The following is a 12,090-nucleotide window of genomic DNA, read 5'->3' on the forward strand; positions in this document are numbered from 1 at the left end:
CCGACAGCATGGCAACGCAGCCGTGAAATGCATGTGAAAAATGGCTGCTGGTTCACTCCGCCATCAGCTGACGCACAGAGCCGGCCAAACTGTTTTTACTCAGTACAATACCCAGCCCCGTGACCAGCGACAAAATAACGGCCAGGGTGCCCAGTAACCAGCCAATATCAGGGTGGTAGGGTAAGGAGAACTGCGATTGATAAATCAGTAAACCGGCCAGCCAGGTGGCAACAATGGCACCCGTGGCAGCAATAGCGCCGGTTACCAGCCACTCGATGATATTCAGTTGCAGGCAGGTGCGTTTTGACAGGCCGAAACTAAGAATAATGCTGTTCTTTTTCTGCTCTTTGGCTTCAACGGCATGCACTGAAGACACCATAACGACACCGGCAAGCAGGATAATTAGCCCGGCAAAACCGCTGATAAGCCTGGTTACCAGAGCCAGGCTGCTGTCAAAGCGCTGGGTCAGTTCTTGTAGCGACACCATGCGTAGCGACGGGTGTTGCTGCCACAGTTGGCCCAGTAAGGAAAATTGCTCTGGCTGCAGCTCCAGGCTGGCCATACTGTAATGTGGCGCCTTGATATGTGTAAGTGCCGCAGGTGGCATTTGCAGCCAGAAGGTAATAGCGCCGGCACCGCTTTGGTAAGCATGCGTGGCCGCAATGCTGAACTCAACATAGTGCTCTGCAATTACCAGCCCTAACCGGTCGCCCAGCTGCAAGCCAAGATCGGTCATCACTTCTTGCTCTACCGACAGCTGCTGCCAGTTGGTATCTGCGCTGTGCCACCATTGGCCGCTAACCAGCCGGTTATTACCCGGTACAGCTTCGCTCCAATGCAGACGCACCGGGCGACTTAAGGTCGCCAGACTGTCGCTGGGTTTTTGCATCACATCCGCCAGCTGGCCGCCGTTGATGTGGGTAAGCTGGACGTACATAAAGGGTTTATGCTGGCGAATGGTAATAGCGTGCTGCGCCGCCCATAGCTGAATATCGGCCATTTGTGCCGAACTTGCCTGCGACACCAACAAGTTGCCATCATGCGTTCGCTGATGAGCCGCCATATTGTCGCCCAAATCTTTTAGCAGCATTAAAGTAAACAGCAACAAAAACGCGGCTAACCCTATGCCTAAAATTTGCGTCGTTTTGCTTAGCAAGCGCTGCTTCATCATATAAAGGGCAAACGGCAGTATACCGGAAAACGGCTGGCTGAGCTTTTCGCAAAGCGACAGAGTCAACCAGCTAAGCACCAACAGCAGCGCAATACTTGCCAGCATTGAGCCCAGCAGCATGGCGGTGAGCAGGCCATTATCCGAGTAATGTGCCGCCACCCCGGCCAGTACCAGTGTTGCGCAGCCAAACAATACGGCGTTACTGATGCTGCGCCGCTGCGGCTGAATTAACTGCCGCACAGAGCATTGCCACAGGGCCAGCCAGAGCGGAAAGTTGAGGACTAAAAAAATCGATGCACTGGCAACAATGGTTTTTACTGCCAGCGCAATGTCGGGCTGCCACGCCAGATTGGCAAAACTGCCGGCTGCCCCTTGCTGCGCAAAGGCTTGTGCCTGTAGCCATTGCAGTAATAACCAGTGACACAGCGCAGAAATCGCCAAAACCTGGGGTAATAACAACAGTAAGCCGAATAGCCACTTCAGCACAGAAATGTGTAGCACAGTCTGTTTCGACGCGCCCACGCTTAAACACACCGCGCTGAAAAACTGCTGTTGCTGCAGTTGCGCCCGGGTAAGCTGCTGCATGGCAATGGCCGCCATAAAAAATAATAATATTGAGGCTAAACCAATAAAGTTTTCTGTGCGCTGCCAAAACAAGGCTAACGGGTGGGCGCCATGTTTATGGTGTACTTGCGCGGCGGGTAAATGGGTTTTTTGCCACTGTAAAATAGTGGAGATTTGCTGTGCATTAGCGGCAAATAAATAGCGATGCTGAATAATATCGTCGGTAGCGCGAAACTGCTGCAGATCAGTGCGATGCAGCAGGGCGCGCATTTCCACAGTGTGGCCCTCCATCAGCCGGTCGGGTTCATGCAGCAATATGCGCGATACGGTAAGGCGGTGACCGCCAATGCTAAGTTGCTCACCAAGGCGCAGCCCTAAAGCGGCGAGTAAGCGCGAGTCTAGCCAGATTTCACCCACAGCTGCCCCTTGGGCGCTTACATTTTCTTGCCCGCCCTGAGACGTTGCCGTGCGTAATTCACCTTGTAACGGGTAATCATCTGCTACGGCTTTTAGGGTTGCCCGTTGCCATTGACCATTATGAGTAAGCGTTGTGGTTAAGCTTTGGCTTAGCACTATCTGCTGAGACATTGCTGCCAGTTCGGCGTGTTGGCTTGCCGAAAGCGCAAGCGGTTGGCTCAGTACCAGGTCGGCGCCCAGCAGGTTGGCTAAGTTATGGCTCAGATAAGCCTGAATGCTGGCGCTGGTTTGGCTTAGCGTAACAATAAATACCAGCAAAATGCCTTGTACCCAGCGCAGCACGCGTTGGCTGCTATGGTGCTTTTGCTGTTGATAAAAATGCCAGGCCAGTTGCAGGCTATTTCGAATTGGATTTTTTCGAAGTGGGCTATTTTTAGCAGAATTATTAGCAGGCACTTTGCACCTCCAGCGGCGCATTTTCAAGCAATGCACAGTTGCCATTGTTAAAGGCAAACACCTGCTGTGCCCGCGCCGCCAGTTGTGGGCTATGGGTTACCATTACCAAAGCAGCACCGTTTTGCTGGCAGCAGGCAAACAGCAGCTCGGCCACATCTGCAGCACTTTTGCTATCGAGATTACCGGTGGGTTCATCGGCAAAAATAAACTTAGGTTGAAATACTAAAGCTCTGGCAATGGCTACCCGCTGTTGCTCACCGCCACTCAGTTGCTGTGGTTTGTGGTTAAGCCTGTGGCCCAGGCCAACTTTTTCCAGCCATTCGCGGGCCGTTGCTTCGGCATTTTTTTCGCCGCGCAATTTAAGCGGCAAGGCCACATTGTGCAGCGCGGTAAGCTCGGGCAATAAATGAAACTGCTGAAACACAAAACCAATATCTTGTCGCAGTTGCGCCAATGGCATGCTGCGCCCGTGCTGCAGGTAGGCAACCTGGCCGGTGGTAGGCTGCTCCAGGCCTGCCATCAGCATTAACAAACTGGATTTACCCGAGCCGGATGGGCCGGTAATGGCATAAGAGTGGCCTTGTTCAATACACAAGCTCAGCTGGTGAAACAACTGCACCTGATGGTTATGATGACTGAACGTTTGACTGACATTAGTCAGTGCAATGGTACTGAAAGCAGATAGCGGCATGGGGTCACCTCTTCAATGGTTTAGGCATCGAAGCGTAACGGCCGGGCTGTGAAACAGGTGTGAAATGAAGCAGAGAAAATGGGGCTGTATTTGCTAAGCCAGCAATGATTATTAGGGTCAGAACAATGATTATTAGGGTCAGAACAAAATTGAGCTAATAATCGTTATGACTGTATTTAATTGTCTCCGACCCCTTTTTCGGACCCCTTTTTCGGGTGTTAAATTCCGGTAACCAGGAAGTCTATGGCAGCGACAATATCATCTCGACAGTCAGTAAGTGAAGCTTCCTTCTCTTTTAAAAAGCTGACGGAGACGCTCGTTAATTGATGAGTAAGAAGAACAAACTTTTTGTTTTTGATTTCAATGACAGGACAAAGGTGCTTGGGGTAGGTTTTTTCAGATTTCCGAACGGGCGTTAGTGGTATTACTACTCTACTGTTAAGTGTATCGAGAAGGTCATTTTGAATATCAACAAAGTAGGGATAAGTCTGATTGGTATCTTGATCTGTATTTACGTAAAGGTCAAACTGCTCCATCAGAGTACCCGATGTTTATCAGAGAAAAGACCGTTTTCTTCGACAAGTGTATTACAATTATCAATGGCTTCACGGTTATCTTTCCGCCACAGATTGCGCTTTTCCTGGCGGATTTTCTCAGTCAGCGCCCATTCAAGAGTTGCTGAGAGGTTTATGTTCAGGCTGCGAGCCTCTGCCAATAAATCTCTGTTTATAGAGAGGTTTGCCGCTTTTTTAGAGGTGGCGTTGCCAGATAAAGGTTGCATCAAATTTGCTCTAAGCATAACCCGTGCGTATTGTTAATGCGAATTATTGTAGTTGGGCGCATTTAACAAGTCAAGTAACCAGACTGCTTCGCCGCCGGTTATCAAAGGCGTTGAGGCTCTCTAAGGTATAAGGGGTCGGAGCTAATAATCGTTATGATTTTGCAAAGCACTGAAATACAAGGGGATTAACCTAGGCGGTATTTAATTGTCTCCGCCCCCTTTTTTCCGGGTCATTACCGACTTTTTCTACAGCCTCGTTAGCTGGGATTGCCTCACCCGCAAAGTGATACTATAGTGTCACTTTAAATTTAGAGCAGGGTGAACGGATGAAAGTTGAGCTAGTTACGAATCTAAAGCGTCAAGCTACAAAGATTCTGGCAGATCTGCACTTGTCGAAAGAGCCCGTATTGATTACGGAGCATGGCCAGCCATCTGCATACCTTGTTGATGTGCAAGATTATGAATTCATGCAGCGTCGGCTTGAGCTGCTTGAGGGGCTCTCTCGGGGAGAGCGTGCTGTACTTGAGGGAAGAACGTATAGCCAAAGTGAGGCCAGAGAGAAAATGAGTAAATGGCTGAAGTAATCTGGACAGAGCCCGCCCTTCAAGAACTGGATGCCATTGCTGAGTATATTGCATTAGACAATCCTGCTGCCGCAAGCGATCTCGTTAAGGTGGTTTTCGATAAGATCGAGCGTTTGGAGAATTTCCCCAAATCCGGGCGGACTCCTCCAGAGCTCCCGGATTCGGTATACAGTGAGGTAGTGGTTCCACCGTGTCGCATTTTTTATCGTGAGGATGAGCAGCGAGTTCTCGTCCTCTATGTTATGCGAGAGGAGAGGCAACTTCGTGCGTTCATGCTTGGAAAAAGCTAGCAACGTCATTCGGGACCTTCGGCCCCTGCGACGCTCTACTCTGCTCATGCCAGCCTATAACACTGCATCAAGAACCTAAATAAGCCCTTTTAAAAATGCGACCACGCTGCGCCCCAGTGCGCTTAAGGCATAGCCACCTTCCAGCGTAGCTACAAGACGCCCGTCGCAGTGGGTGTCGGCTAATTGCTTCAGTTGTTGTGCTATCCACTGATAATCATCTTCGGTGAGCAGAAACTGCGCCATATCGTCTTCGCGGTGGCCATCAAAGCCGGCTGATACCAGAATAAGCTGCGGTTTAAAGTGGTTTATACGAGGCAGCCAGTGCTTAACAATTTGCTCGCGCCATAGCGCTGGTTTGCATAAGGCGGGCAGTGGTAGGTTTTCAATATTATTACCCAGCGGTGTGTCACCCGTATTAGGGTAAAGCGGAAATTGAAACGACGAGCAAAACAACACCCGCTCATCGCCAGCAAAAATATCTTCTGTACCGTTACCATGGTGCACATCAAAATCGACGATAGCGATACGTTCAAGCTTATGCTGTTCAAGTGCATGCAAAGCTGCGATAGCAATATTGTTAAAAATACAAAAGCCCATGGCCTCGCCGCGGGTAGCATGATGTCCAGGTGGGCGCACACTGCAAAATGCTTGCTGATTGGGCTCTTGCATCACTAAATCTACCGCATTAATACCCGCGCCAGCGGCGTGCAGGGCCGCGTTTAGGCTGTGCTTCATCATCTGGGTATCCGGATCCAGCCAGATATGACCCTCACCAGGTGTCTTAACGAAAATTTCATCGACGTATAAGTTGCTGTGCGCGCGATAGACCGCATCTTTGGTGGCAGCAGTGGCATCGCGCTGCTGCACGATATACTCCATACCCGAGCGTATTAACTGATCATTAATCGCACTGAGGCGGGCTGGTTGCTCAGGATGGTCATCGCCGGCTAGGTGCTGGTAACAGCTGGGGTGACTAAACATGGTAATGGCCATCAGCTAGGTTCTCCATTGCTTGTTACGCGTGGTAAGCGCAATTGCAAATACACTTCGGTTGGGTCGTCACCAGGAAGCCGCGCAAAGCCGGCTTTTTGGAATACTGCCAGCATGGCTTTATTCTCGGCACGGACAAAAGCCAGCATATTACTCAGACCACGTTGCTCGGCTACCTCTATTAGTTCTTGCAGCAGGCGCTTGGCCATGCCTTTACCCTGATACTTTTCACGCGTAACAAAGGCCACTTCACAACCTTGATTATCATTGAGTAAATAATAACGGCCTACGGCCTGGATTTTTACCGCTGAGCCTTTTTGCTTAACAATACACAGCGCCAAATCTCTGGATTGATCGACGCCAACCAGTGTGCAAGATTTCTCCCGGCTCATTTGTGTTGGCACAGCACTGTAGCGCAGTTGCAGTGTTTCTTTGGTGTGCGAGTAAAAAAACTCTTGTAACCGGCGCTCGTCTGACGGGTTTAGTGGCCGCAGATCAAACTCTTCGCCATCAATAAACAGTTCTTTAAAGCCAATACTGCCAAGTTCTGGCACTTCGGTGGGGGTATGTAACTGATAATGCGGCACCCAGAAATGCAGACGGATTTGCTCCAGCAGTTGCTGGCGAAACTTCGGGTGTGCTACGCGGATTAACTCCAGGGCTCGCTCGCGAATGCTCTTACCACGTAAAGACGCCACGCCAAATTCGGTAACGACATAATGTACATGGCCACGCGAAGTGACAACACCTGCACCTTGGCTTAAATGGGCAACAATGCGTGATACTGTGCCGTTTTTTGCTGTGCTGGGCATAGCAATAATGGGCTTGCCGCCGTTACTCATCGAAGCGCCACGGCTAAAATCGACCTGACCGCCAATACCGCTGTAGAATAAATGCCCAATAGAGTCAGAGACAACCTGGCCAGTCAAATCGACCTCTATTGCGCTGTTAATGGATACCATATTGTCATTGCGGGCAATATTGGCCGGTGAGTTAACATACTCGCTAGGGTAAAAGCCCATATGCGGGTTGCAGTGCACAAAGTCGTATAGCGCTTTACTGCCCACACAAAAACTGGCCACGGTTTTGCCCGGGTGAAAAGTTTTTCTGCGATTGGTTATTACGCCTTTTTTAATCAGCTCCATCATGGAGTCGGTGATCATTTCACTGTGAATGCCTAAATCTTTGTGGTTGCCCAGGTAGCGCAGCACTGCATCGCACATTTTGCCAACACCAATTTGAATGGTGGCACCATCTTCAACCAATAAAGACACATACTGGCCAACGCGCTCGGTAACGGTGTCCAACTTTACTGCCGGCATCTGTGCAAGGGGTTGTTCGGCATATAAATAAGCACTGATTTGATCTTTATGAATAAACGACTGTCCATAGGTGATCGGCATTGACAGGTTTACCTGAGCAATAACTTTTTTTGCTGCTTTTGCAGCCGCTGAAACAATATCAACAGAGACACCAAGCGAGTGATATCCGTGTTCGTCAGCCGGACTAACCATTATCAGCGCTGCATCCAAGGGTAATATGCCATCGCTGAATAATGAGGGAATATCGGACATAAAACAGGGGGTATAGTCGGCGCGGCCTTCTGCTACCGCACGGCGTACCTGTTCTCCACCAATAAATAAGGCATTAATTTTAAACAGTTGCTGGTGCTCTGGTTCTGCCCACTTATTATCTGACAAGGAGTACACCTGCACTATTTCAATATCGTGCAGTTGTTTGGCGTTAGTGATTAAATCGTTAATCAGCAAGGTGGGTGTGGCGGCATGTGAGCCAATAAAAATACGATCGCCAGATTTTAACAACTGCTGCCAGTTTAGTTTTTCCGGATCTTTTGCCACTGTTAGGCTCCGTTTGGCTCATGTGTAACTGATTGATACCAGTGTAACGTAAAAAGGCGACAGTATTGCAGTCGCCTTTAGTCTAGTTGACCACGCTTTCGATATTATATCTGCCAGCGCAAACCAACCATGGCAACATAGGGGTCAATATTGACATCAACACTTTGCACTGTGCTGCCATTTACTTGTACCCGGCCTGTGGTATCAATGTCTATTTTGCTTAACATTAAATGCAGGCCAAGATTGTCAGTAAAACTAATGTTTATCCCTGCTTGTAAAGCCAAACCAAAAGAGTTTTTTAGTTTTAAATCGACTACGTCATTTGGGCCTGTAACATTTAACGCAGAAAGAGCGCCTTCAAGCTCAGTGTCAGTTTGGCTATCAAAGAAAACTGTGTAGTTCAGGCCCACGCCAACAAAAGGATCGAATGTAGCGTTTGCTGGCATAAAGTGATATTGCGCCAGCAACGTTGGTGGTAAATGTTTAGTGCTGCCTACTTTTAAACCGTCAATGGCTGAACCTTTAACAGCAATGTCGTGGCTAAATGGGGTTGCAGCAATTAGCTGCACTGACCACTGTGGTGTAAATTGGTAGTCTACCGTCAGGCCTAATTGAGTATTTGAATTAACACCTACTGCTGTAGAACCCGTTGGCAAACCGGCAACTTGTTCAATGACATTTAAGCTGCTACTGCTGTCGTCAGGTGCGACGCTGATAGCGCCGACGTTTATTGCAAAATATGCCAAAGCTGGTGCTGAAGCCAGCACTGTAACTAAAGTAAGGCAGGATATCGTTTTTTTCATAACACTCTCCACAGATAAGTTCTGCGTAGATTGTCTGCTTTTGGCGATGATAAATATTGGTCTGGATCAATAAAAACGGGGCTGAATTAATATTCAGCCCCGTAATTTGTTTTGCATCAATAAAATAACACCTAATCGATACTTCTAGCCTGGCGTTCCGACGTTCTAGCCGTAGTTTGACGGGAAGGGGACTCTCGTTGCGCACGGTGTGTCACTGCTTTTGGCTCAGCAGCGCTTTGCACCTGACGCTGTGGTACCGCCGGAGTGCGATACTGAGGCTCTTGCCGAGGAGTTACGCGCTGTTGTGTTTGAGCCGTATCGCGCTGGCGTAACTGTTCAGTGCTGGCGGCTCTTGTAGTAACCGGTTCCCTAACCATTCGCTGGTCGCGTAGAGGCTCATTCAAACGTTGCTGGGCTTTTTGCCGCTGCTCATCACGGTTATTGTTAGCATGTACTTTCTGCTCATCATACTTGCTGCGTTGCTGGCGCAGGGTCTCATTGCGCTGGCGTGCATCACCATCGCCAATTCGCTGTTCGCGTTTTAGCACGGTAACTTGTTCGGCAGTTTTACGTTGATACTGTTGTTTGTGTTCACGCACCGACACATCACGATCATTGCGAGTGTGCCGTACTGCAGTACTTTTCGTTTCGCGTGTAGGCTGGCGGTAACCATAACCGGCATTATAATCGCGGTTTAAACGTTCATGCCGGTAGTGTACGCCGCGACGGTGTTCGGTGTTGTGGTGCCAGCGACGGGCATCCGTATAATGTTTATGGCGTTTGGGGTAATACCGTGGCGGTGTGCGATAGTAATTGTGTTGAACGATCACATGGCGTTGACGCCAGTCGAATATGCCAAAATAGAACCAGGGACGAACGTTGACACTTACACCCCAATAAAATGGACTATTACGATAGTATGCGCCTGCTGTGTGCCAGTATACCGGCGGGTGAAAAGGCCACCACCAGTTACCATAAACAACACGAGTATCATATACCGGCACATACACGACTTCTTGACGTGCCGGTTCTATAATGATGATTTCGCGTTCACGTTCTACCACAATGTGTTGGTTATCATCTAGCGCGCCATTGTCATACGCTTTTTGCCGCAGGGTTTGAATGCTGGCAAGAACGGTGGTTTCATCGGCTAAGAAAGCCTCACCCAGTTGTTCGGTCCAGTCTAAATCATCACTGAGCCGTGTCAGTAGCTGTGGAAATGCCACCAAAGCTTTAACACTTGGGTCCCAGCCTTTATCTTCAACCGCGTTTACAGCGTCTTCACCCGTTAGATTAGGGTTCGCTTTTACCCAACGTGATGCTTGCACCACTTCAAGTGGATAAGTTGCCGCAATCAGTACGTGGGTTAATACGGTATCAGGATACAACGCAACAGGTGCGAGCATCTGATCCAGTTCTGCTTGAGTTAAAGCGTCTTCATTGGCTAGTGCAATGCTCGCTGTGCTAAGCAGAATTAAAACAGCGGCTAGTAGCCGGCTTACTTGCAGCATGAAATTTTTCATCTTGCTATCCTCAGTTTCACCGTCAGGGTATTGTTGCGCTGATGGCTTTTTGAACACTGTATAGCTTATAGGGGGCTGGGGCTGAATTGAAACTGAACTTTACGTAACCTTTACATTAAAGCACTGGCAGTATTTTCTGCCAGTGCTGGTTTATAAGAATAGAAGTGAAGAAGGAGGTTAGTCGATATAGCGTGCTTTTTTATTCGCTTTTAACATCGTCATATCAACCAGCACCAAGCCATCAACGCAGTTAGCGAAATCAGGATCCGTGCCGAAGGCTAAAAACTTCACGCCGCCAGGTTCACATAACTCACTGTATTGTTTATACAGTGTGGGCACGCTAACGCCCATATTGGCCAGTAAATGTTTTAACTGGGTAAAATCGCCAAGGTAGTTATTGCCACAAAAGTGTTGTTGCAGCTCAGTGAGTACCGCCTGTGGTAGCTGATAAGGCTGTTTTGATACGGCGGCACAGCTTGGATCACTAAAGTACAAACTGTAAAAATACACCATCAAATCACGTGCTGCCTGCGGATAGCTATGTGACAAACTCACGCCACCAAATAAATAGCGTATATCCGGGTTACGCTTTAAGTATGCGCCAATGCCATACCATAAGTATTCTAAGCTACGTTTACCCCAATATCGGGGTTGAACAAAGCTGCGTCCAAGCTCTAGCCCCGCATCTAAATAAGGCTTCATACTGCTGTCGAATTGAAACAAAGATGCGGTATAAAGCCCTGTTAAACCGTGCTTTGCAATAATATTGCGGGTGTTAGCAAAACGGTAGGCGCCAACAATTTCCAGATCATCTTTATCCCATAAAATAAGCTGTTCATAGTAGCTGTCAAAGCGGTCGATATCACGGCGTAACCCACTGCCTTCGCCCACGGCTCTAAATGCAAATTCTCTCAGGCGGCCAATCTCCCTTAAAACAGGAGAGCTTTGCTGATGTTGATAAAGATAAATCTGTTTACCGTCGGCGGTTTCGCCCAGCAACTCGCAGTTCTCTACCGCTTTTTTAAGCACTATCCGTTCTTCCGGATGAGCAATGGCACTTTGGGTAGTAAAAAGCGGCGGCTTATCTTTGGCCAGACGATACAAATGTTTTTTAAATAACTTAACTTTGGCCTGGGTTTCCAATGCTAAATTAGCAAAAGCGTCATAAGGGATTTGCTCGCCAATACGTATTTCGAGTTTTTTGCGCTGCTGCTTAAACATTTCCTGCACCAGCAACATGGTTGCCAGCGGCTTGTACAGCATAGAAGCGCCATAGAATAGTGCCGAATTTCGGCCATCAATAAATACGGGTAAAATGGGTGCTTTAGCATTGCTGGCAAAACGTAGGAAGCCGTTATGCCACTTACCGTCCCGAATGCCATCTGGGCGCAGCCTGGATACTTCGCCTGAAGGGAACAAGACTAATGCGCCTTCTGCGGCTAAATGCTGCTGAATATTATCCAGCGCACGCCGTTCAGTACCCCCCTGCATATTATTTACCGGTAGCAATAAGTTGTGCAGTGGCTTTAGCGCCATGAGTAGCTGATTAGCAACAACTTTTACATCTGGCCGAATATCGCTTACCAGCTTTAGTAAGGCTAAGCCGTCCAGCGAACCTATTGGGTGATTGGCAATAATAACGATGCGGCCAGACGAGGGTATGCGTTCTATTTCGTTATCGCGTACGGCATAGCGAAAATTAAAGTAATCCAGTACCTGCTCAACAAATTCTAACCCTTGTAAATGCGGGTAGCGTTCAGCAAAGTGGATAAAATCCTGTTCATGCAACAACCGGCGCAAGGCACCTTTTACCGGCTTATAAAGCCAGGGCTTGCTGGTTAGCCCGGGAAGGTTTTGTGAAAGCACTTGTTCAACATTGATCATACTTAGCTCCGGTAGCACTGCAATAGGCTGCAGTCAGGCTAATGGTGTTGTATGACAGTCAGGTGTCTTTTTTATGG

Annotated in this window: 11 protein-coding genes; 2 read left to right on the plus strand and 9 right to left on the minus strand. The window is 48.6% G+C overall.

Going from position 1 to position 12,090, the window contains the following annotated elements:
• Nucleotides 1-52 precede the first annotated feature (52 nt).
• The 4 genes from H595_RS0108050 to H595_RS0108065 form a co-directional block, all read right to left on the minus strand.
• A complete protein-coding gene (locus H595_RS0108050) occupies nt 53-2,608 on the minus strand; it encodes an ABC transporter permease (protein WP_240474856.1) in 2,556 nt (851 codons plus the stop codon).
• Complete coding sequence (locus tag H595_RS0108055) at nt 2,598-3,299, minus strand: ABC transporter ATP-binding protein (RefSeq protein WP_027670752.1); 702 nt, start codon at nt 3,297-3,299, stop codon at nt 2,598-2,600. Before H595_RS0108055 ends, H595_RS0108050 begins: the two co-directional genes overlap by 11 nt.
• 218 nt (nt 3,300-3,517) lie before the next feature.
• On the minus strand, nt 3,518-3,835 hold the full coding sequence (locus H595_RS0108060) for a CcdB family protein (RefSeq protein WP_027670753.1): 318 nt from the start codon (nt 3,833-3,835) through the stop codon (nt 3,518-3,520).
• A complete protein-coding gene (locus H595_RS0108065; RefSeq protein ID WP_027670754.1) occupies nt 3,835-4,080 on the minus strand; it encodes a type II toxin-antitoxin system CcdA family antitoxin in 246 nt (81 codons plus the stop codon). The genes H595_RS0108060 and H595_RS0108065 overlap by 1 nt, the downstream gene beginning before the upstream one ends.
• Nucleotides 4,081-4,406: 326 nt before the next feature.
• On the opposite strand from H595_RS0108065, the gene H595_RS0108070 reads away from it, so the two are divergent.
• Both H595_RS0108070 and H595_RS0108075 read left to right on the plus strand, forming a co-directional pair.
• A complete protein-coding gene (locus tag H595_RS0108070) occupies nt 4,407-4,664 on the plus strand; it encodes a type II toxin-antitoxin system Phd/YefM family antitoxin (RefSeq protein WP_022990189.1) in 258 nt (85 codons plus the stop codon).
• Entirely contained in the window at nt 4,652-4,954 is a 303-nt protein-coding gene (locus tag H595_RS0108075; RefSeq protein ID WP_027670755.1) for a type II toxin-antitoxin system RelE/ParE family toxin, read from the plus strand. Before H595_RS0108070 ends, H595_RS0108075 begins: the two co-directional genes overlap by 13 nt.
• 75 nt (nt 4,955-5,029) lie before the next feature.
• Here the strand turns inward: H595_RS0108075 and H595_RS0108080 are convergent, their stop codons facing one another.
• The 5 genes from H595_RS0108080 to olsF form a co-directional block, all read right to left on the minus strand.
• The gene (locus H595_RS0108080) at nt 5,030-5,947 is read right to left on the minus strand and encodes a histone deacetylase family protein (RefSeq protein ID WP_027670756.1); all 918 of its coding nucleotides are present in this window, start codon (nt 5,945-5,947) and stop codon (nt 5,030-5,032) included.
• Entirely contained in the window at nt 5,947-7,803 is a 1,857-nt protein-coding gene (locus tag H595_RS0108085; RefSeq protein ID WP_027670757.1) for a bifunctional acetyl-CoA hydrolase/transferase family protein/GNAT family N-acetyltransferase, read from the minus strand. The genes H595_RS0108080 and H595_RS0108085 overlap by 1 nt, the downstream gene beginning before the upstream one ends.
• A 104-nt stretch (nt 7,804-7,907) precedes the next feature.
• The gene (locus H595_RS0108090; RefSeq protein ID WP_027670758.1) at nt 7,908-8,606 is read right to left on the minus strand and encodes an OmpW/AlkL family protein; all 699 of its coding nucleotides are present in this window, start codon (nt 8,604-8,606) and stop codon (nt 7,908-7,910) included.
• A gap of 131 nt (nt 8,607-8,737) precedes the next feature.
• Nucleotides 8,738-10,129, minus strand: coding sequence for a DUF3300 domain-containing protein (locus H595_RS23445; RefSeq protein WP_051219790.1), 1,392 nt, complete (start codon nt 10,127-10,129; stop codon nt 8,738-8,740).
• A gap of 177 nt (nt 10,130-10,306) precedes the next feature.
• Complete coding sequence (olsF, locus tag H595_RS0108100) at nt 10,307-12,013, minus strand: bifunctional ornithine lipid synthase OlsF (RefSeq protein ID WP_027670759.1); 1,707 nt, start codon at nt 12,011-12,013, stop codon at nt 10,307-10,309.
• Between the last annotated feature and the right edge of the window lie 77 nt (nt 12,014-12,090).

Source organism: Rheinheimera baltica DSM 14885 (assembly GCF_000425345.1).
Classification (GTDB): Bacteria; Pseudomonadota; Gammaproteobacteria; order Enterobacterales; family Alteromonadaceae; genus Alishewanella; species Alishewanella baltica.

Coding starts and splice junctions, on each gene's coding strand:
- H595_RS0108055 (WP_027670752.1), bottom strand. CDS start 3,299: ATGCCGCTATCTGCTTTCAGTACCATTGCACTGACTAATGTCAGTCAA.
- H595_RS0108060 (WP_027670753.1), bottom strand. CDS start 3,835: ATGGAGCAGTTTGACCTTTACGTAAATACAGATCAAGATACCAATCAG.
- H595_RS0108065 (WP_027670754.1), bottom strand. CDS start 4,080: ATGCAACCTTTATCTGGCAACGCCACCTCTAAAAAAGCGGCAAACCTC.
- H595_RS0108070 (WP_022990189.1), top strand. CDS start 4,407: ATGAAAGTTGAGCTAGTTACGAATCTAAAGCGTCAAGCTACAAAGATT.
- H595_RS0108075 (WP_027670755.1), top strand. CDS start 4,652: ATGGCTGAAGTAATCTGGACAGAGCCCGCCCTTCAAGAACTGGATGCC.
- H595_RS0108080 (WP_027670756.1), bottom strand. CDS start 5,947: ATGGCCATTACCATGTTTAGTCACCCCAGCTGTTACCAGCACCTAGCC.
- H595_RS0108090 (WP_027670758.1), bottom strand. CDS start 8,606: ATGAAAAAAACGATATCCTGCCTTACTTTAGTTACAGTGCTGGCTTCA.
- H595_RS23445 (WP_051219790.1), bottom strand. CDS start 10,129: ATGAAAAATTTCATGCTGCAAGTAAGCCGGCTACTAGCCGCTGTTTTA.
- olsF (WP_027670759.1), bottom strand. CDS start 12,013: ATGATCAATGTTGAACAAGTGCTTTCACAAAACCTTCCCGGGCTAACC.